The sequence below is a fragment of the Zoogloea sp. genome, from assembly GCF_023150065.1.
Taxonomy (GTDB): Bacteria; Pseudomonadota; Gammaproteobacteria; order Burkholderiales; family Rhodocyclaceae; genus Zoogloea.
Window position 1 is genome coordinate 227925 of the sequence record NZ_JAKLLN010000005.1, and the last position, 18928, is coordinate 246852.

Sequence of the window (18928 nt, forward strand, 5' to 3'; positions counted from 1 at the left end):
GAAGACACAACGAGCGGAAGCGAGACCAGGGGACGTCAAGGTGGTGAAAGGGGAATCGAAGGGGATGCATCTTGTCTGGGACTCCCTTCGCGTCCAGCTGACGCTCGGGGTGTTGCTTCTCCAGGCGATCTGCATCCTTGTCATCGCATCGATGGCCCAGGATCGCCTGGAGAGCAGCTTTCTGGCCCAGCTGGAGTTGCAGCAGAAAAGCGATCTGGGCTTTGTCACCAAATGGCTCGAGAGTGAAATCAGCGAGCGCATTGATTCGCTGCAGGCCATCGCCGATCGCCTCCCCCCCACAGACTGGTCGGACGGCACGGCCGTGCAGCATCACCTCGACAGCCAATCCAGCATTTCCCGCTTTTTCGGGCGGGATGTTTACGCGCTCTCGCCGGCCGGCATTCGTTTAGCCGAGGTACCGGCCCGCCAGCAGGTCGGGGCCGATCACCGAAACACGCCCTATCTCAGCCGCGCCCTGCAGAGCAAGCGGCCGGTCGTGATGCCCATCATCGGCCGTTTTTCAGGGCGTCCAAACCTGATCTTCGCGGTGCCGGTGGTGGACAAGGCCGGGCGTGTGATTGCCGTGATCTGTGGTTCGGACCACCTCGGACCCGGCAGCCATTTCGACATCTCCGGTTTCACCCGCGGCGGGAGCCTTGGCGGCTACCAGGTCATTGCGCTGACCGAGCGCAGTTACGTCGCCCATACCGATGCATCAAAGGTCATGAAGGACGTGCGGAGCGGCGCCGCCGACCCGCTGCTGGAGCGCAGGATCAAGGACGGATTCGAGGGAGCCGCGCGATCCATTGACGCGGCCGGACACGAGATCATCTCCCACGCCATGCGCCTCCGGGCGATCGACTGGCTGGTCGTCGCCTATGTGCCCTCGGAGCAGGCACTCGCCCCCCTGGTCGACCTCACCCAGACCATCTGGATCGGCTCGCTGCTGGCCATGCTCGTCACCGGGCTGGTGGTCTGGCGTTTCATGGGCAACCAGTTGCAGCCGCTCGAAAGCGGCGCCACCCAGATCATCAACGCCCTGCCAAGCATGGCGCCGGCGAAGCTGCCGGAAACCGGGCGCCGCGAGATCCGCGTCTTCCTCCATCATTTCAATCAGCTCTACCAGGTCATCCAGCAGCAGCTCCTGGCCTTGCAGCAGGAGCGTGACAGCCTGGAGGTGATGGTCGGCAAGCGGACTGAAGCCCTGGCCAGCAGCGAGCGTTTCACCCGGGCCATCGCCGATGCGATTCCCGGCATGATTGCCTATTGGGACACCCAGCTGCAGAACCGCTTTGCCAACCGCGCCTATCTGGACTGGTTTGAGAAGACCCCGGACGCGATCGAAGGCATCGGGATGCGCGAACTCCTGGGGGAGGAGGCCTATTCCTTCAGCGAAGCCCATATTCATGCGGCCCTGCAGGGCGAGCGGCAGTCCTTCGAGCGCATCCTGTCCAAGCCGGGCATGGCCTGCCGGCATTTCCTCACCCATTACGTTCCCGACGGACAGGCAGGGTCGGTCCGGGGTGTCTTCGTGCTGCTCTACGATATCACCGAGCGCAAGGCCGCCGAACAGGAGATCCAGAGGCAGGCCGACGAACTGGATGACTTGTACAACCACGCCCCTTGCGGCTACCACTCCCTCGATGAGCATGGCGTCGTCCAGAAGATCAACGATACCGAACTCGACTGGCTCGGTTATACCCGCGACGAGATCGTCGGTAAGCGACGCATGGTCGACTTCCTCAGCCCTTCGGCCATCGAGATCTTCCGGAATCACTTTCCCAGGGTTCGTGCCGGCGAGAAGCTGCACGAATTGCCGCTGGAGCTCATCAGCAGGAACGGCGACACCCTTCCCGTGCTCCTGTCGGCCTCAGCCGTCTTTGATGACACTGGACGATTCGTGTGTACCCGCTCGGCATTGATCGACTATTCACAGCTCCGCCGCCAGCAGGAAATGCTGGAGCAGGTGCTGTCGGCTTCGCCCATGGCCGTGCGCATTGCCCGCGTGGACGACCACCAGATCCTGTTCGTGAATCAGGCATTCTGCAGCCTGGTCCGTCGCGATAAGGACGAAGCCAATCACGAGGACGTCAGCCGGTATTACGCCGATCCACAGGTCTTTGAAGAGATCTACGCCTCCCTGGCACGGGGCGAGATGGTGCTCAATCGGCTGGTCGAGATCTACTTTCCGGACTATCCGGATGAGCCGCACCTGTGGGCCCTGGGCTCCTACATGAACATTGATTACGGTGGGAGCCCGGCCGTCCTGGCGTGGTTCTTTGACATCACCCGGCTGCAGGAAGCCAAATCGGAAGCGGAGGCAGCGACCAAGGCAAAAAGCGCCTTCCTGGCCAACATGAGCCACGAAATCCGGACGCCGATGAATGCCATCATCGGCATGGCCGAACTGGCCCTTGCCACCGACCTGAACCCCAAGCAGTTCAATTATGTCTCGAAGATCAAGTCGGCCTCGGAAAGCCTGCTGACCATCATCAACGACATTCTCGATTTCTCGAAGATCGAAGCCGGGAAGCTGGAAATGGAACATGCCCGCTTCGTGCTGGAAACCGTTTTCGACCGGCTTTCCAGCATGGTCGCCCTGCGCGCCGAGAGTCAGGGGATCGAGCTCTATTACGACATCGACGAAGATGCTCATGTCCTCGAAGGCGACCCGCTCAGGCTGGGGCAGATCCTGACCAACCTGGTCAGCAATGCCCTGAAGTTTTCAACCGGCGGGAATGTCATCGTCAAGGTCCGGACCACGCAGCTGGCCAACCAGGACGTCGAACTGCATTGCTCGGTCAGTGACGAAGGCATTGGCATGAGCGAAGAGCAACTCGGCCGGCTCTTCAAGCCCTTCACCCAGGCCGACTCGTCAACGACGCGGCGCTTTGGTGGAACCGGCCTCGGCCTTTCCATCAGCCGGCAACTGGTCGAATTGATGGGCGGACGCATCTGGGTTGAAAGCGTGCTGGGCCAGGGGAGCACCTTTCATTTCACGGTCCGGCTCAAATCCCTCAACCTTGATCGCCGCCTGGGCATCGGCGAGTTCGGAGCACGGCTGGCCGAGCAGGCGCGGCGTCCGGTGTTGATCGTCGATGACAATCCGGTTTCGCTGAGGATACTGTGCCGCCTGACCAGCCAGCTGGGTCTTCAGGCGGAGGTCGCCGCCAGCGGTTACGAAGCCGTCTGCAAAATGGCGGCCATCCCGCCGCCCGACTATCTTGCCTGCCTGATCGATTGGCGCATGGCCGGCATGGATGGCATTGAAACCATCCGGCAGATGCGGGCCATGCAGTCCAGCCATGGCATGAGCAGCCCCAAAATGATCCTGGTCAGCGCCTTCAGTCACCACAGCGAGCTCGATGGCGTGGCCCACGAGATCGACGGGGTGCTGGCCAAGCCGATCTGCGCCCGCCACCTCTACGTGGAACTGGCCAACAGCCTGGGCATGCTGGGCGACGAGGCGCCCCTGCTGGAACGCCGCAAGGCCGCAACCCAGGATTGGGCGCGCTTCCGCGGAATCGATATCCTTGTTGTCGAGGACGTTGAGATCAACCGCGAAGTGATAGGCGAACTGCTTGCCAATGCAGGCTTGAAAGCCCGCTTTGCCGTCAACGGACAGGACGGCCTGTCGGCGGCATTCGCACAGCGCCCGGACGTCATCCTGATGGACGTGCAGATGCCGGTCATGGACGGCTATACCGCCACGCGGCGCTTGCGGGAGACGGCCGGATATGCGGATCTCCCCATCATCGCCTTGACCGCCAATGCCCTGCTCGAGGAGCGCGACCACTGTCTGCAGGCGGGGATGAACGGGCACGTGGCCAAGCCCGTGCGCATGGAGCAGCTCCATGAGCAGTTGCTGGCCTGCCTGCCAGCCTGGCAGGCTAAAGATCCCCTTCAGGATCGAAGGGTTGAGCCTGGCGGGGGCAACGCTCCGGCAGCCGGCCCCAACCCGGCGTTCCCCGGCATCGACGTGGCGGTCGGCCTGACGCATGTGCGCCGGCTGCCGCTCTACCTGCGCCTGCTCGCCAAATTCCGCGACACCCACGGCCGCAGCTTCGAACCCGACTACCTCCAGGCCCGGGACGCCGATGACTGGGGCACCCAGGTGCGCCTTGCCCACACCCTGAAAGGCACGGCGCGCACCTTGGGCGCCTTCGACCTGGGCGAAGCCGCCGCCAGCCTCGAGGAAGCTGCCACCCGCCACGACCAGGACGCCTGCGCTCTGCGACTGTCAGAGACACTGGCGCAATTGCAGGTCGTGATCGACGGGCTGCAGGGGCTCTGAGCGGGCTTGGGCGGCATCACCGGGCGGTGTTTGAAGCTTTGAAGTCCATTGGTCTGGCCCGATCCACCTGTGACCAGAAATCGACAGACAACAAAAAGGCCAACCCCTGGAGGTTGGCCTTTTTGCTCCCAGATCAGCGATCTGCATGAATCCTGTCTGGAGCGGGCGATGGGAACAGCACCCGGTTTCTAGCTCGTTGATTACGCACGTCTTTTCCGATCCGGGCGTCACGGAATGGACTCGATTGTGGACTCAAATCTTCGGCCTGGTCAACGCAGGCCGTTGCGGGTGATCCAAAGCGAGCCAAGCACATCCATCGACAGCCAGAGCATCGGATTCATTCTGAAGTTTATCTGTCCTCTGGCACACCACGCCACAGGTCGCAACGGACAGGCGAGCTGCGTCCTCAAAGGACTGGCTCATCATCGACCGGCGCAGCCCCGTCTTTCACCCGCTCGATGAACCGCTTCATGGGCTCGGAGGGGTCGCCATGGCGGCGCAGCAGGTAGGTAGAGAGCATCGGTGGGGTGCCGGCCAGGGGACGAATGGAGATGTCCGGGCGCTGTAGCGTCTGCACCTGCGAGGCGATGGCGAAACCGATGCCGTAGCCGGCGCCGACCAAGGTCAGCATCACGCCCAGGCTGGTCACTTCATCGACCAGCTTGAGGGGCGTGCCTGCGTCCTGCAGCAGCGCTTGAATCTGATGGCGGCAGCCCGATCCCGATTCGGGATGGCACAGAACCAGCGGGAACTTCAAGGCTTCGGCCAGCGGCACCTGCACGTGTGCCAGCAAGGGGTGGCGTGCGGGCACGATCACCGACAGCGGATCGGTCCACACCGGCTCGGCGACGAGGCCATCATGCACCGCGTTTGACAAGCCAAAGCCGATGTCCAGAAGATCGTTGTGCAGCATCTTGAGTTGCTGCGCGAACGGCAGCTCGAAGACGCGAATCTCCAGCTCGGGCTCGTCCTCGCGGCTGCGTGCCAGTAAGGTGGCGATGCGGGGCTGCGCCAGGCTGTCGCAGATGGCGATGCGCAGGTGGCCCTGGTAGCCCTGCGCCGCCGCCTTGGCGCTCTTGACTGCCTGCTCCACGGTGGCCAGCACGCGCCGGCATTCGCCGAGGAACACCTGGCCGGCCCAGGTCAGCCGCGTCAGGCGTGTGCTGCGGTCGAACAGCTGCACGCCAAGCTGGCTTTCCAGGTCGCGCATCGCACGCGACACAGGCGATTGCTCGATGCCCAGACGCTCGGCTGCACGGGCCAGATGCAGTTCTTCCGCAACTGCGACGAAGTAACGCAGCAATCTGAAATCCAAGGCCACCTCCTGTTTGTCTTCTTCTGGTTCGGCCTCTTGGGCGCCAGCATCTCGATCCGCATCCCGTCAGCACCTCCTTCGATGGCATCGCTTCGAAGCACTCATGCCTGTCTGGAACAGTCCCGTCGCCGACACGCGCGGAACAGGCCGGCGCACACAGCCCGGGCATGGAATGCTGATGGTCAGTGTGCTGCGTCCGCAACGCTGGTAAATCAGCCAGTGTGCCGGGCACGCGCGCAGGCGCGCACGCGGGCTGGTGTCCGCGATCGGTGCAGCCGACGACGACACGCCGGCGTCAGGGCGGGCGTGCCGATGCAGTTTCATGGGGGTGTCTTTCGGCTCACCCCGGTCATGGCCTGGTCGGTCACGAAGCTCAGCTCCAACACCCCAGACTTCTGCGTAGCCGCCATCCCCTGGGCGACGCGCTCGTAGATCCACCAGGCGGTCGCCGCGGATGAAGTCCTCGGGCTGCGGGTGACGCGGCGCGGAGGCCTGCAGCCGCTGCGCGAGCTGCTCGTCGCCCATGCGTTCGTCGTCCAGGACACGCTGCCGTGGGTGGTGACGGACAGGTTCGCCACGTCGGGCTTGATCGGCTTCACTCCATTCAGACACAGATGCTAATGAGAATTATTATTGATTGTCCGTGGTTTTGTGTGATATGGCAACACCAATGGAATAACCCGGCTTTCAGACGCCGCCTCGTGCCGGCGACTGAAGGCCGGATGGCGGCAACTGGAAGCCTCTGTGACCGGCATCGCCACCGGGAAGCACTCATGCGGTTCCCTGCGGCCAGAGGAATGGACTCCACTTTCTGGGGGGAAGTACATGAACTTACGCCATCTTCGCTGTTTCATAGCCGTGGCCGAAGAGTTGCACTTTGGCCGGGCGGCGCGGCGGCTGCATGTGGAGCAGTCGCCCCTGTCGCGCACGATCCGCCAACTGGAGGCCGACCTGGGCGTGACGCTGCTGGAGCGCACGCCGCGCGGGGTGCGCCTGACCCCGGCCGGGCAGGTGTTCCTGGAGGAGGCCCGGCGCGTGCTGCTGACCCTTGAGCAAGCCCAGACCAAGGCGCGGGCGGTGGCGGCGGGACACCGGGGCACCCTGCGTATCGCCTTGGCCGGCGGCGTCGGGCGGACCCGGCTGTCGGCACTGCTCGCGCTGTGCCGGGAGGAGGCGCCGGAAGTGGGCATCCGGCTGTTCGAGGCGCCGCTGTCGCAGGTGGTGGGCGGGCTGGGCAACGACCTGTACGACGCGGCCTTTGCGATGGCCGGCGAGATGGAGGCCGGGGTGATCGCCATGCCGGTGTGGCAAGACCCACTGGTGGTGGCCATACCCGCGAGGCACCCCTTGCTGGCGCACAAGCGGGTGCCGCTGGAAGAGGTGGTGGGCTACCCGTTGGTGCTGTGCCACCCGCAGGTGTGTGAGGAGTGCAGCCGGCAATGCGAGCGCCTGCTACGCCTGGTGGAGACACCGCCGATCGTGGCCGAGTACGTGACGACCCACTCGCTGATGCTGGCCCTGGTGGCGGCCGGCTATGGCGTGGGATTTTCCACCGCGGCGCACGCGGTGGCATGCCGGCAGGCGGACGTGATCGTCCGGCCGCTGGATGAAGACTCGGCGGCGTTGACGACCTACCTGCTACATGCCGAGGGCGCGATGTCGGAGCCGCTGCGCCACTTCATCGACCGTGCGCAGCGTGTCGGCCATATGCCGTTGGATGCGCAACGGCTCGCATGAGGCTGCCTCAGGCAGGTTGACCGATTCCATTTTGGTCAAAGCGCCAGACCTGTTTTGCCACAGCGGGATTCCATTGCAGCGGTGCACGGGCGCGCTGCACTCAGGCGTTGCTCGCGGTTGCGGTTGGCATCCTGCGTGAAACTCGCATGCCCAGCGTGGCGCGTCACTGCGAAGACGCGCGGCGCAACAGTGCTTGCCGTATGCGCATCGGCTCTGGCGTGTTGAGGTGATCGCGCTTTACTGGGCCTTTTTCCCTGCAAAGACTTTGGCCTGGTTATCCGGGTCAAGCATGGTGCCCGCGAATGACGCTGGTGACAGCATGTTTCGCGGCTTGCGAATTGTGAGTGATGGCGCCATGCGCGGCAAGTCGCACATCTCGCAACGAAACCGGCGGCATCGTCGATGCCACGGTCTTCGCCGCTTCGCCACTTGCTCGTTTCGCCCGGAGATTCCTGGACAGCCACGCACGCCGCCTGTACGGCGGGTGCGCGTGCTTGGACTCGGTGCGAAGACGAATGGAGGCGCGCGATATGCCGAAGTCGAGCAGCCTGGCCGATGGCGCCAAGACCTACTACCGCCCGATCGAGGCGGCAATCCGCTGGAGCGGATTGCTGCGCTTCGAGCGGCGCATCCTGGCGACCTTGGGACAGCGGCCTCTGCCGGAGGCAACGGAGTTTCCGCGCTGGCCGATGCTGCGATTGAACGCCGAAAGAATCTTCGATGCGCTGGCTCACGGCGAGATGCCGTATGGCAAGGAGGGCTTGGTGCGGGACACGCAGGGCCTGGCGATGGACGACCCGTCGCTGACGGTGCGGCACGTCGACCTGAAATCCTGGATGGCGCACCACTACCCCGGCGAGAGACCGGCGTTTCTGTTCGATGAGATCGAGCGTGCGCTTCACCCAGCGATCAGTCTGGACACAGTGGGCGCATTGCTGGCCGAGCGGGAAGCGATCAAGGCGCGGCTGGCGGAACACCTGGGCGTGCACGAGACGCTGCGCGCCGAGCACGAGGCGCTGCTAAAAATGCACGCCGCCTGCGCGGCCGACGCGGAGCGTGCGAACACGCCGGGGCCGCGCAGTGAATCGACCTACCTGAACATCGTGGGCGGGTTGCTGACGCTGCTGCTGGGCAAGTCGCCCAGCGGCATGCCGTATTCCAGCTTCCTGACGCAGGAGGCCATCATCAGCGCGATGGTGGCGCACCACGGCAACGCGATGGGCATCACCGAGCGCACCCTGCAGGCCAAGTTCGCACTGGCTCGGCGCAATCTGCAGAGCACAACTTCCTGAGCGATGCCAAGCCATATCTGCGGTCGCGGAAACCGCATTTGCGGTGTCTTTCTTCAACGCGCCGTTCTTAATTCGAGTCACGCCAATCAGCGCCACTGAGCGTTAAGGAGTGACCCTCATGTCTTCGCAGACCGCCGCCACGGCAGCACCGACCGAACACCGCATCCTGCGCCGCGCCGAGGTGGAAGCCAAGACCGGCTTCAAGCGCGCTCACATCTACAGCCTGATGAAGGAAGGCAAGTTCCCCAAGGCGCTGCGCCTGGGCGTGCGCGCGGTGGGCTGGGACTCGGTGGAGATCGAACAGTGGATCGCCGATCGCCTCAATGAACGCGCCTGACGCTTCTTCTCGGTTCATGCCATTCGACGAGGAGAAGCCCATGCAGGTGGTGTCCATCATTTCGACCAAGGGCGGCGTGGGCAAGACCACGACGGCGGCCAACCTGGGTGGCTTCATCGCCGATGCCGGGCTACGCGTGCTGCTGCTGGACCTGGACGTGCAGCCCACGCTGTCGAGCTACTTCACGCTGGACGTGCGCGCGCCCGGCGGCATCTACGAGATGCTGGCCTTCAACGAGCGGCGCATCGAGCAACTGGTGTCGCGCACCGCGATCGCGGGCCTGGACCTAGTGCTCTCCAACGACGACCGCGGCGAACTGAACACGCTGCTGCTGCACGCTCCGGATGGGCGCCTGCGACTGCGCCATCTGCTTCCCGTCTTCCGCACGCACTATGACTTGCTGTTGATCGACACGCAGGGCGCGCGCAGCGTGCTGCTGGAGATGGCGGTGCTGGCGTCCGACCTGGCGCTGTCACCGGTGACGCCGGAGATTCTGGCCGCGCGCGAACTGCGCCGCGGCACACTGCAACTGATCGAGGACATCGCGCCGTATCGCCACCTGGGCATCGAGCCGCCGCCGCTGCGCCTGCTCATCAACCGTGTGCATCCGGTGTCGTCGAACGCGCGGCTGGTCCAGCAGGCGCTGCGACAGGTGTTCCAGGAACAGGCCGGCGTGCAGGTGCTGGACACCGACGTGCCGGCCATCGAAGCCTATCCGCGCGCTGCGACACGAGGATTGCCGGTGCACCGGGTGGAGTACCGGCGGCCGGCTGGGCGCACGGCGCCCGCGGCGCTGGACACCATGCGCACGCTGGCCGGCGAGCTGTTCCCCGCGTGGCGGGAGCGCTTCGCGCTGGTCACCGGCCGGGCCGATGCGGGAGGGGCCAGCCATGGCGAGCGCACATGAACTGGCGCGCGGCCGTGAACGGCTGCGCGCGCTGATCGAGTTCGCGCTGGGCGAAGGCTGGCGCGTGGTGCGCACGTCCGGCGGGCACCTGAAATTCACGAAACCAGGCTGCGCGTCGATCTACACCAGTTCGACTGCGAGCGACCACCGTGCCGACCGCAATGCCCGCGCGCAACTTCGCCGCGCCGACCGGCAGGCGCAGGAGAACGGCCGTGGCTGAGCTGACGCCGCAGGACATGGCTGCCAAGCTGCTGGCCACCGGCTTCGAGCGCAGCGGCCCTTCGGCCGCGACCTTGAGCGACCCCATCGCCGACACGCCGATGGTGGTGACGCTGGACCAGTTGCGGCCCTACGACCACGACCCGCGCGTGACGCGCAACCCGGCCTATGCGGAGATCAAGGCGTCCATCCGCGAACGCGGGCTGGACGCGCCCCCCGCGATCACGCGCAGGCCGGGCGAGGCGCACTACATCATTCGCAACGGCGGCAACACGCGGCTGGCGATCCTGCGCGAGTTGTGGAGCGAGACCAAGGAGGAACGCTTCTTCCGCATTGCGTGCCTGTTCCGCCCGTGGCCGGCGCGCGGCGAAATCGTGGCGCTGACCGGGCATCTGGCCGAGAACGAGCTGCGCGGCGGGCTGACCTTCATCGAGCGGGCCTTGGGCATCGAGAAGGCGCGCGAGTTCTACGAGCAGGAAAGCGGCCAGGCGCTGTCGCAGAGCGAACTCGCGCGGCGGCTGACTGCCGACGGCTATCCGGTGCCGCAGTCACACATCAGCCGCATGAACGATGCGGTGCGCTATCTGCTGCCGGCGATCCCGACGCTGTTGTACGGCGGTTTGGGCCGGCATCAGGTGGACCGGCTCGCGGTGCTGCGCAAGGCGTGCGAGCGCACCTGGGAGCGGCGTGCACTGGGCCGCACCGTGACCGTGGACTTCGCCACCTTGTTTCAGGACGTGCTGACGCAGTTCGACACACAGCCGGACGACTTCTCGCCGCAGCGGGTGCAGGACGAGCTGGTCGGTCAGATGGCCGAGCTGCTGGAGGCGGACTACGACACGCTGGCGCTGGAGATCAACGACAGCGAAAGCCGCCAGCGTGCGCTGACCAGCGAACCGGCAGCGCCGATGCCCCCGGCAGCGCCTGTCTTGCCTGCTGCACCGCCCTCGCCGGTCTCCGCGCCTCGGCAGCCACCCGCCTCGTCTGTGCCGCGCGACACCACGCCGGTCGTGCCTCCAGCGCCAGCAGCAACACCGCCTGCACAGCTTAAAGCGCCGGAGGAGCAGCACGGTCAACGCGACGAGCGCCTGCAAGGGCACATCGTGACACCGGCACCGACCACCGAGCGCCTGCTGTCCATCCAACGGATGGTCGCGGACCAGCTCGGCGACAAGCTGCCCGACTTCGAGGCCGACGCGCTGCGTGCGATCCCCGTGCAGGCTGGCGGGCTCTATCCCATCTCGGACGTCTGGTACATCGAGCCGGGGCTGGACGCGCCGGATCGCCTGCGCGTGCACATCGCGCAGTTCGCGCGCGAGATCGCCGGGGACGCGGCGGTGGCCGACCACATCGAGGCCATCGACGGCGGCATCGGCTTCGTCTGCGTGGCGCCGGCCGTGGGCCAGGCGAAAGCGCTGCCGGCGTTCGCGCGGGCGGTGCTCACCCTGCTGCATGCGCTGAGTGCGGCGCCGCCCGCCGCGAACGGCTTGGACCGCGCGCGGCTGGCCGACGAGCTGGCGGCGCTGTTCCATGGCCACGGCGGCTCTGCCACACGCCTGAGCGATGCTGCGCTGGTGAAGCTGTTCCGTCTGCTGCGCCTGGCGCGCCGGCTGCAGGACCTGCAGGCCGGCGAAGCGGGCCAGGCATCCTGAGCGCGCAGGAGGCTCTCGCATGTCGGCACCGCACCCGCTCAACCAGGCCGTGATCGCCCAGGCCCTGCATGACCTGCGCAACGGCCAGTTGCGCCGCTGCAAGGCCATGGGCTTCGGCGAGGAGGAGCTGGATGCGCTGAAGCACCCCGAACTCGTGAGCATGCTGGTGAATGCCACGGTGTCGTGGTGTTCGGTGTCGGTGAACCGGGAGGTATTGAAGCGGCTCCTGAGCCAGGTGCACGACGTGGAGCGGGAGATCGCCACGGTGGACCGCATGCTGCGCCTGGGGGCGAGCACGGAGATGGTCAGCAAGTTCTACGGCCTCACGCATCAGGAAGTGGCGCTGCGCCGTGACATCCTCGGGCTGCCCAAGCGCAAGGGCCGGCATCCGGTGCTCGATGAGGCGCAGGACGTGGCCTTGTGGGAGCGCTGGAAGGCCGGCGTCACCGAGCGCCATATCGCCCTGACCGACGACATGGCGATGCTGGCGCTGACCATGGATCTGGCCGAGGCCATGACCCTGCCCATGTCGGTGATCTGGTCGGCGATACGGAACTGGGTCGACCAGGGGCTGGTGTAGGCCATGACCACGGGTGGCGCACCACGGCGCGAAGGCCCGGTTGCGCTGTCGGCGTTGTTCGACGAGGCGCTGCGGCACCTTGAGCCAAAGGAACCGGCGCAGGGCGCGGCGCCGAGCCAGGACGGCTTTCTCTACAGCGGCAACCGGCACGAGAGCGTCCCGCGCGCGCTGTTCCTCGACCGACGCCTGACGCCGCTGGAGCGCAATGCCTGGCAGGTGTTCCGCCTGCAGCTCAACGACGACGGCGTGACCGCCTTTCCTACCTACGACCAGCTCCGCCCCTATCTGGCGTCCATGCCCTGTGCGTCGCAAGCCTCGCACGAGACCGTGGCGCGCGCCTTGACGCTGCTGCGGCTGACGCGCTGGCTCAGCCTGGTGCGGCGGCGGCGCGATCCCAGGACCGGCCGTATCCAAGGCAACCTCTACGTGCTGCACGACGAACCGCTGTCGCCCTTCGAGGCGATGCAGCTCGACCCGGACTACCTGGGCTTGGTGAGTCAGGCGCTCACGCACGCGGCGAAGGCGGTGCAGGTCGTGGGCATGAACACGCTGCGGGAGATCGCCGAAGACCCGCTGCTCAGCGGGCGCACGCTGCCGACCCGTCTGCAAGTGCTGGCGCAACGCATGGCGCGGCATGGCTGGACGACGCCGGGTTATCCACAGGAGGGTGCGGACCACGAATCCGAAGAAGGCCAGGAAGCCCTTCTTCGGAATGCTGCGCGCCTGTCTTCGGAATCCGAAGCAGGGCCGAAACCCGCGCCGGACGGCTCTCTTCGGATTCCGAAGGAGGACCGTACAGTACGTAAGGATCGTATAAATGAAGTACGTACAGTACCGCGCGCGAGGGCCTTGCAGAACCTGCGGCTGCCCGAGCGTTTCCTGCGCTTGAAGGACGAGCAGCAGGCCGGCGCGCTGATGGCGCTGCAGCAGGTGGACGAGGCGCAGAGGCAGGCCGTTCTCGACGAGTGGGCGGCACGCTGCCACAACAGCGCGGTACGCAACCCGGCCGGCTACCTGTTTGGCATCATCCAGAAGGCGATTCGCGGGGAGTTCAAGGCCTGGGCCGGAGAAAGTGCATCGGCACCGCCAGCGCCCCCGTCACCTGCGCCCTCGTCACCGCCGGCATCCCGTGCGGCTGACCCCGAGGTCGCACGAGCCTACCTGGCTCAGCTCCGAGAAGCCTTGCGTGATCGCTGATGTTGACTATCCCCAGGGGATAGCTGGAACAGACATCTTTCCGCCGCGCTCGATTGTCGCCCGCCGAACGACAGGCGAAACTGTCGCCTGTGAATCAGACGAGGACAGCCACGCACGAGCCCGGCCGACGATGGACATGACGACTTCCCCCGCCACAAACGCACTGCAACCACTACAGCAAGACGTTCAGCGCTTGCTGGGCAGATGCCTGTTGCGCCTTCAACAATACGAGCGCCTCATGAAAGCCATCGTGGCCCACCACGAGATTTCAGGCCCGGCGCATTCGCTGGAGGCCATTCGCGCAGCGCGGATTGAAGATGCCGCGACCAAGACCCTGGGCACGTTGGTCGGACAACTGTTTGGTTCGTATGTCGTCACCGATGGAAATGGCGGCGAGGAACGCGACGACGCTCTTCCCGGCGACGTGATTTCCTTTCGCACGCGCGTGCAACTGAGCCTGTCTGCGCAGGACTACGCCAACACCCAGGCCGACCTCAAAGACCTGGTATCGCTGCGCAACACCCTGGTGCACCACTTCATCGATCAGCACGATCTATGGACCGTGGACGGGTGCCGCGTTGCACAGGACGAACTCGGTTCCGCCTACACGCGCATCGATCAACACTTCGAGCAGCTGCGCGGCTGGGCCGAGCACATGGATCAGGCGCGGCGCCTGGCAGCGGAGTTCGTCCAGTCGGATGTGTTCCACGACCTGGTGGTCAATGGCATCGCGCCGGACGGCACGGTGGACTGGCCGGCCGCCGGCATCGTCCGCGCGCTGCGCGAGGCCGCCGCGCAGTTGGCCGTCGAGGGCTGGACACCCATTGCCGCCGCTGGCCGCTGGATCGCGGACCGGCATCCCGAGCAGCTTCCAGCCAAGTACGGCTGCAGCAGTTGGCGGCAGGTGGTGCACGAGTGCCGCCTGTTCGAGCTTCGCTACCGTGAGGTGGAGGGGCAACGGGCCGCCTGGTACAGACCTCGCGAGGCATAGCCCCGCAACGCGGTCTCACCTCCGCGCGAGCCGCGAACGACTCCGCCGAGCTATCTCCAGGGGATAGCCGGCACACACAGCCTTCCGTGCGGAACAAACCGGGCGCGCATGGGCTGCGGTTTGTTGACTGACAGCCTTCCGGCCGATGCCGATGCTGGCGACTCGCCAATTCACCGCGAGTCGCTCCCATGGCCAACGAACGCACAGAACCCCTGCAACTGAATCTCGGATCGCTGCGCAGCGCGATGTCTCTGACGCTGCACACGCACCACGCTTCGCGCATCTGGCACGGCCGCGCGCCGACCGAGGGGCGCCCCGGCATCATCGGTCTCAACGGCTTCATCGGCGCCATGAACAAGATGAAGCGCGGCGCCGAGCAGGACGACCCGTACTCGGACTGGTGGATGTTGCGGATCGAGGACAAGCTCGCCGACACCAAGACCCGTCTGCAGACCCTGCGCGAACAGGTGGATCAGGCCTTGGCCGACGTGCCACCGGCGCTGTCGCTGGGCGAGAACATGAACGTGCAGCCGGTGAAGCTGCCGCTGTTCGTCAATGCCCAGCTCGGTTTCATGGCGGTGTATCTGCTGGCCGACTACGACGACTTGGCACGCAAACTCATCCTGGCGCACCACACGGCGCTGATTGACCGCAGCACCTTGGAGCGCTGGCTCAATGATGGCGCGCACGCGCTGCGCAGCCTGTTCTCGCTGGCCCAGCAGTACCGCTACTCGGGCACGACGCGCGACGACTTCGCGGCGAAGAACGCCGCGGCGCGGGCGGCGCTGGAGAAGTTCGGCGAGTTGCCGCAGGACGTGCTGGAAGGCACGCGCCGCTCGCGTTTCGCGCCACCGATCGCGCGGCGGACGACCAAGCCCGGCACGCCGCCTGCTGCGCCCGCCATCGAGCCCGATGCGACGGCTCACACGGATGGCGCAGCCGATGGTGCTGCGGGTGATGAGGATGCTGGCGCATGACAGCATCGCCCCCTATCAGCCACTCCACGCGCTTCGTGGCGCTGGAACAGGCGGACTTCCAGCGGCTGGAACACGCAGGCTACCTAAAAGGCCTTTTACAGCCCTTTAAGGGTAAGGGGAGTCTGGAGACCTGGGCCAGCCTGTGCGCAGCGCTGCGCGACGACGTGATTGGCCTGGCGCAGCGGCGCGTGCTGCCCCAGGCGCGCACCTACCCATTCAGTCTGCTCGACGTGCAACTGGCCCAGCAGGCCACTGGTGCAGGGACGACCTTCCTGCGCTGGCGCAACCTCGACCGTTCCTCCATGGGCGTGGCGTTGTGGGAGGCCCTGCTGGCCAACCCCGCGACGCCGGCCTCGCTGATCGACGAACTGTACGCGATGGAACTGCAGCGCATCGTGCTGAACATGCAGATCAGCCTGACCCACAGCATCGCTCGCCAAGCGCTGGAATGCGCCAACAAGGCCGCGCAGGCCGAAGCGGCTTACCTGCGGCGCGTCCACGGGCATGCCGCGTCCGTTCCACCCACCACCAAGGAGTCACCATGAGCACGCACTTCGTCGGCGAGGGCAACATCGGTTCTTCGCCGGACTACCGCGAATTTCCGAACGGCAACGACGAGCCGCGCCGGCTGCTTCGCCTGAACGTCTACTTCGACAACCCGATCCCGAAGAAGGACGGCGAGTACGAAGATCGCGGCGGATTCTGGGCGCCCGTGGAGCTGTGGCACCGCGACGCCGAGCACTGGAAGACGCTGTACCAGAAAGGCATGCGGGTGCTGGTCGAGGGCCGCACCGTGCGCGACGAATGGGAGGACGCCGACGAGAACGAGCGCGTGACGTTCAAGGTCGAGGCGCGGCGCGTGGGCATCCTGCCGTACCGCATCGAGTCGGTGGCGCTCAGCGCCAAGCCGGCCGGCGGACAGTAATTCGCCCATCGCCGTTCCCCCGAGGGCGGCTGTAGCAACCGTCATACGCCCGCGATGCACCAGCGAGCTATCCCCAGGGGATAGCTCCAAGGTCATCCAAAGAGTTCCAGCCGCCCTCCCGTAACGACGCTCTTGCTGTGCCAGCTCCTACGGTCTATGCGCACCGCTGCGGCAACGGACCGCCTGCCGATCACAAAGCGGCGTCTGCATCAATCGGCTTCCTTGCTGCCGGCATCTCCTGGCCCTGCCAAGCTGGCGCTCATCCGACGAACCGCACATCTCCAAGGAGGCTTCATGCGCGTGTTCCTGTGCGAGAAGCCGTCCCAGGGCAAGGACATCGCCCGTGTGCTGGGCGCCGGCCAACGCGGCAACGGCTGCTACAGCGGCGCGGGTGTCGTCGTGACCTGGTGCATCGGTCATCTGGTCGAGGCGGTTCCGCCCGAAGGCTACGGCGAGCAGTACAAGCGCTGGGCCATCGAACAACTGCCCATTCTTCCCGAGCGCTGGCGTGTCGAGCCCAAGGCGGCGACCGCGGCGCAGTTCAAGGTCGTGCAGCAGCTCGTCGCCAAGGCGGGCGAGTTGGTGATTGCGACCGACGCCGACCGCGAGGGCGAGATGATCGCCCGCGAGATCATCGACCTATGCGGCTACCGCGGGCCGATTCAGCGCCTGTGGCTGTCGGCGCTCAATGATGCGTCGATCCGCAAAGCGCTGGGTGCGCTCAAGCCGTCCGCCGAGACGCTGCCGCTGTATTTCTCGGCACTCGCCCGATCGCGCGCCGACTGGCTGATCGGGATGAACCTGAGTCGCTTGTTCACACTGCTGGGGCGCCAAGCCGGCTATGCCGGCGTGCTGTCTGTGGGGCGCGTGCAGACGCCGACGCTGAAGTTGGTGGTGGATCGTGATCGCGAGATCGCACGTTTCGTCTCGGTGCCGTTCTGGGCGATCGAGGTTGCGCTGTCCCATGCCGGCCAATCCTTCGTCGCAAGTTGGACGCCGCCGCAAGGCAGCACCGACGATGCGGGCCGTTGCTTGCAACAGCCGGTCGCCCAGCAGGCCGCGGATCGCATTCGCGCGGCACGCGATGCGCAGGTCGTGTCGGTGGACACCGAGCGCGTGCGCGAGGCACCGCCGCTGCCGTTCGACCTGGGCACGCTGCAGGAGGTGTGCTCCAAGCAGTTGGGCCTCGACGTGCAGGAGACGCTGGACATTGCCCAGGCGCTGTACGAGACGTACAAGGCGACAACGTATCCGCGCTCGGATTCGGGCTACCTGCCCGAGAGCATGCTGGCCGAGGTGCCGACCGTACTCAACAGTCTGGTCAAGACCGACCCCAGCCTGCGGACGCTGATCGAGCGCCTGAATCGCCAACAGCGTTCGCGTGCGTGGAACGACGGCAAGGTGTCGGCTCACCACGGCATCATCCCGACGCTGGAGCCCGCCAACCTGTCGGCCATGAACGAGAAGGAGCTGGCCGTCTATCGGCTGATCCGCGCCCATTACCTCGCGCAGTTCCTCCCACACCATGAGTTCGACCGGACGGTGGCGCAGTTCTCGTGCGGCAGTCAGTCGCTGGCGGCCGTGGGCAAGCAGATCGCCGTCAGCGGCTGGCGCGAGGTGCTGGCGACGCCGGGGCCAGACGATGCCGATGGAGAGGATGCGCAGCGCAGCCAGGTGCTGCCCGCCCTGCATGCGGGCCTGTCCTGCCCGGTCAGCAAGGTGGATCTCAAGGCGCTGAAGACGCTGCCGCCCAAGCCCTACACGCAGGGCGAGCTGATCAAGGCCATGAAGACCGTCGCCAAGTTCGTGACCGACCCGCGGCTGAAACAGAAGCTGCGAGATACCACCGGCATCGGCACCGAGGCGACACGCGCCAACATCATCAACGGCCTGATCGGTCGCGGCTACCTGGTCAAGAAAGGCCGCGCCGTCCGCGCTTCCGACGCGGCATTCACGCTCATCGACGCGGTGCCCTCGGCCATCGCCGACCCCGGCACCACGGCGGTGTGGGAGCAGGCGCTGGACATGATCGAGGCCGGCCAGATGGCGCTGGACACCTTCATCGAGAAGCAGTCCGTGTGGGTCGGCCAGCTCGTGCAGCAGTACCGCGGCGCGACGCTCTCGCTCAAGCTGCCGCCGGCGCCGGCCTGCCCGCAGTGCGGCGCACCGATGCAGCAGCGCACGGGCAAGAGCGGCGCGTTCTGGTCCTGCTCGCGCTACCCGGACTGCAAGGGCACGTTGCCGATCGAGTCCCCGACGGGCCGGCGCAGCGCACCGCGCAAGCGGCGCGCTGCCTCCAGGGCGTCCTGATCCTCGCTTCCCCCTGCCGCGCCGGCCCTTCACTGGCGGCGAGGCAAACGTCCCGCACCGCGCGGGACTCCAAAGCGCGCGTCTCCTTCTGCAACGGTGTGCGCGCCCCGTCTGCCCGCCATCGGGCGACGGGGCGAGAAGGTCATTGCTCCACGAATCGCTCCCGCCGCCATTCCCTTGATCGGTGTGCCTTGC

The 18928-nt window shown here is 66.0% G+C and carries 16 protein-coding genes; 14 read left to right on the forward strand and 2 right to left on the reverse strand.

Annotation, left to right across the window (positions count from 1 at the left end; translation table 11 throughout):
- The first annotated feature begins 64 nt into the window (after positions 1–64).
- Positions 65–4294, forward strand: a complete 4230-nt coding sequence (locus tag L6Q67_RS08870) for a response regulator (RefSeq protein ID WP_296568200.1) — start codon at positions 65–67, stop codon at positions 4292–4294.
- 406 nt (positions 4295–4700) lie between these two features.
- Here the strand turns inward: L6Q67_RS08870 and L6Q67_RS08875 are convergent, their stop codons facing one another.
- Positions 4701–5609: a LysR family transcriptional regulator gene (locus L6Q67_RS08875; RefSeq protein WP_054019079.1), complete on the reverse strand. Its 909-nt coding sequence runs from the start codon at positions 5607–5609 to the stop codon at positions 4701–4703.
- 320 nt (positions 5610–5929) lie between these two features.
- Positions 5930–6208 (reverse strand): hypothetical protein, encoded by a 279-nt coding sequence (locus L6Q67_RS08880; RefSeq protein WP_211926124.1) that lies wholly within the window; start codon positions 6206–6208, stop codon positions 5930–5932.
- Positions 6209–6434: 226 nt separating this feature from the next.
- Between L6Q67_RS08880 and L6Q67_RS08885 the strand changes: the two genes are divergently transcribed.
- From L6Q67_RS08885 to L6Q67_RS08945, 13 genes are all read left to right on the forward strand, one after another.
- Positions 6435–7346: a LysR family transcriptional regulator gene (locus L6Q67_RS08885; RefSeq protein ID WP_034080694.1), complete on the forward strand. Its 912-nt coding sequence runs from the start codon at positions 6435–6437 to the stop codon at positions 7344–7346.
- A 530-nt stretch (positions 7347–7876) separates the two neighbouring features.
- Positions 7877–8638: an ATP-binding protein gene (locus tag L6Q67_RS08890; RefSeq protein ID WP_166737322.1), complete on the forward strand. Its 762-nt coding sequence runs from the start codon at positions 7877–7879 to the stop codon at positions 8636–8638.
- 118 nt (positions 8639–8756) lie between these two features.
- Positions 8757–8975, forward strand: coding sequence for an AlpA family transcriptional regulator (locus tag L6Q67_RS08895; RefSeq protein ID WP_134240529.1), 219 nt, complete (start codon positions 8757–8759; stop codon positions 8973–8975).
- Between the two features lie 40 nt (positions 8976–9015).
- Positions 9016–9882 carry a ParA family protein gene (locus tag L6Q67_RS08900; RefSeq protein ID WP_034050658.1) on the forward strand — a complete coding sequence of 289 codons (867 nt, stop codon included), beginning with the start codon at positions 9016–9018 and terminating at the stop codon, positions 9880–9882.
- Positions 9866–10102 carry a type II toxin-antitoxin system HicA family toxin gene (locus L6Q67_RS08905; protein WP_013982111.1) on the forward strand — a complete coding sequence of 79 codons (237 nt, stop codon included), beginning with the start codon at positions 9866–9868 and terminating at the stop codon, positions 10100–10102. Before L6Q67_RS08900 ends, L6Q67_RS08905 begins: the two co-directional genes overlap by 17 nt.
- Positions 10095–11753 (forward strand): ParB family protein, encoded by a 1659-nt coding sequence (locus L6Q67_RS08910; RefSeq protein WP_296568217.1) that lies wholly within the window; start codon positions 10095–10097, stop codon positions 11751–11753. Before L6Q67_RS08905 ends, L6Q67_RS08910 begins: the two co-directional genes overlap by 8 nt.
- Positions 11754–11772: 19 nt before the next feature.
- Positions 11773–12333, forward strand: a complete 561-nt coding sequence (locus tag L6Q67_RS08915; RefSeq protein ID WP_134240531.1) for a DUF2857 domain-containing protein — start codon at positions 11773–11775, stop codon at positions 12331–12333.
- A gap of 3 nt (positions 12334–12336) precedes the next feature.
- Positions 12337–13530 (forward strand): STY4528 family pathogenicity island replication protein, encoded by a 1194-nt coding sequence (locus tag L6Q67_RS08920; protein ID WP_134240532.1) that lies wholly within the window; start codon positions 12337–12339, stop codon positions 13528–13530.
- Positions 13531–13768: 238 nt separating this feature from the next.
- A complete protein-coding gene (locus L6Q67_RS08925) occupies positions 13769–14521 on the forward strand; it encodes an OST-HTH/LOTUS domain-containing protein (RefSeq protein WP_166737323.1) in 753 nt (250 codons plus the stop codon).
- Between the two features lie 188 nt (positions 14522–14709).
- Positions 14710–15498, forward strand: a complete 789-nt coding sequence (locus tag L6Q67_RS08930; protein ID WP_296568224.1) for a PFL_4669 family integrating conjugative element protein — start codon at positions 14710–14712, stop codon at positions 15496–15498.
- The gene (locus L6Q67_RS08935; protein WP_096219552.1) at positions 15495–16043 is read left to right on the forward strand and encodes a DUF3158 family protein; all 549 of its coding nucleotides are present in this window, start codon (positions 15495–15497) and stop codon (positions 16041–16043) included. Before L6Q67_RS08930 ends, L6Q67_RS08935 begins: the two co-directional genes overlap by 4 nt.
- Positions 16040–16423: a single-stranded DNA-binding protein gene (locus tag L6Q67_RS08940; protein ID WP_032959943.1), complete on the forward strand. Its 384-nt coding sequence runs from the start codon at positions 16040–16042 to the stop codon at positions 16421–16423. The genes L6Q67_RS08935 and L6Q67_RS08940 overlap by 4 nt, the downstream gene beginning before the upstream one ends.
- 294 nt (positions 16424–16717) lie before the next feature.
- Complete coding sequence (locus L6Q67_RS08945) at positions 16718–18733, forward strand: DNA topoisomerase III (protein WP_296568230.1); 2016 nt, start codon at positions 16718–16720, stop codon at positions 18731–18733.
- Positions 18734–18928: the final 195 nt, after the last annotated feature.

Coding starts and splice junctions, on each gene's coding strand:
- L6Q67_RS08920 (WP_134240532.1), top strand. CDS start 12,337: ATGACCACGGGTGGCGCACCACGGCGCGAAGGCCCGGTTGCGCTGTCG.
- L6Q67_RS08935 (WP_096219552.1), top strand. CDS start 15,495: ATGACAGCATCGCCCCCTATCAGCCACTCCACGCGCTTCGTGGCGCTG.
- L6Q67_RS08900 (WP_034050658.1), top strand. CDS start 9,016: ATGCAGGTGGTGTCCATCATTTCGACCAAGGGCGGCGTGGGCAAGACC.
- L6Q67_RS08870 (WP_296568200.1), top strand. CDS start 65: ATGCATCTTGTCTGGGACTCCCTTCGCGTCCAGCTGACGCTCGGGGTG.
- L6Q67_RS08915 (WP_134240531.1), top strand. CDS start 11,773: ATGTCGGCACCGCACCCGCTCAACCAGGCCGTGATCGCCCAGGCCCTG.
- L6Q67_RS08940 (WP_032959943.1), top strand. CDS start 16,040: ATGAGCACGCACTTCGTCGGCGAGGGCAACATCGGTTCTTCGCCGGAC.
- L6Q67_RS08930 (WP_296568224.1), top strand. CDS start 14,710: ATGGCCAACGAACGCACAGAACCCCTGCAACTGAATCTCGGATCGCTG.
- L6Q67_RS08945 (WP_296568230.1), top strand. CDS start 16,718: ATGCGCGTGTTCCTGTGCGAGAAGCCGTCCCAGGGCAAGGACATCGCC.
- L6Q67_RS08925 (WP_166737323.1), top strand. CDS start 13,769: ATGAAAGCCATCGTGGCCCACCACGAGATTTCAGGCCCGGCGCATTCG.
- L6Q67_RS08905 (WP_013982111.1), top strand. CDS start 9,866: ATGGCGAGCGCACATGAACTGGCGCGCGGCCGTGAACGGCTGCGCGCG.
- L6Q67_RS08890 (WP_166737322.1), top strand. CDS start 7,877: ATGCCGAAGTCGAGCAGCCTGGCCGATGGCGCCAAGACCTACTACCGC.
- L6Q67_RS08895 (WP_134240529.1), top strand. CDS start 8,757: ATGTCTTCGCAGACCGCCGCCACGGCAGCACCGACCGAACACCGCATC.
- L6Q67_RS08885 (WP_034080694.1), top strand. CDS start 6,435: ATGAACTTACGCCATCTTCGCTGTTTCATAGCCGTGGCCGAAGAGTTG.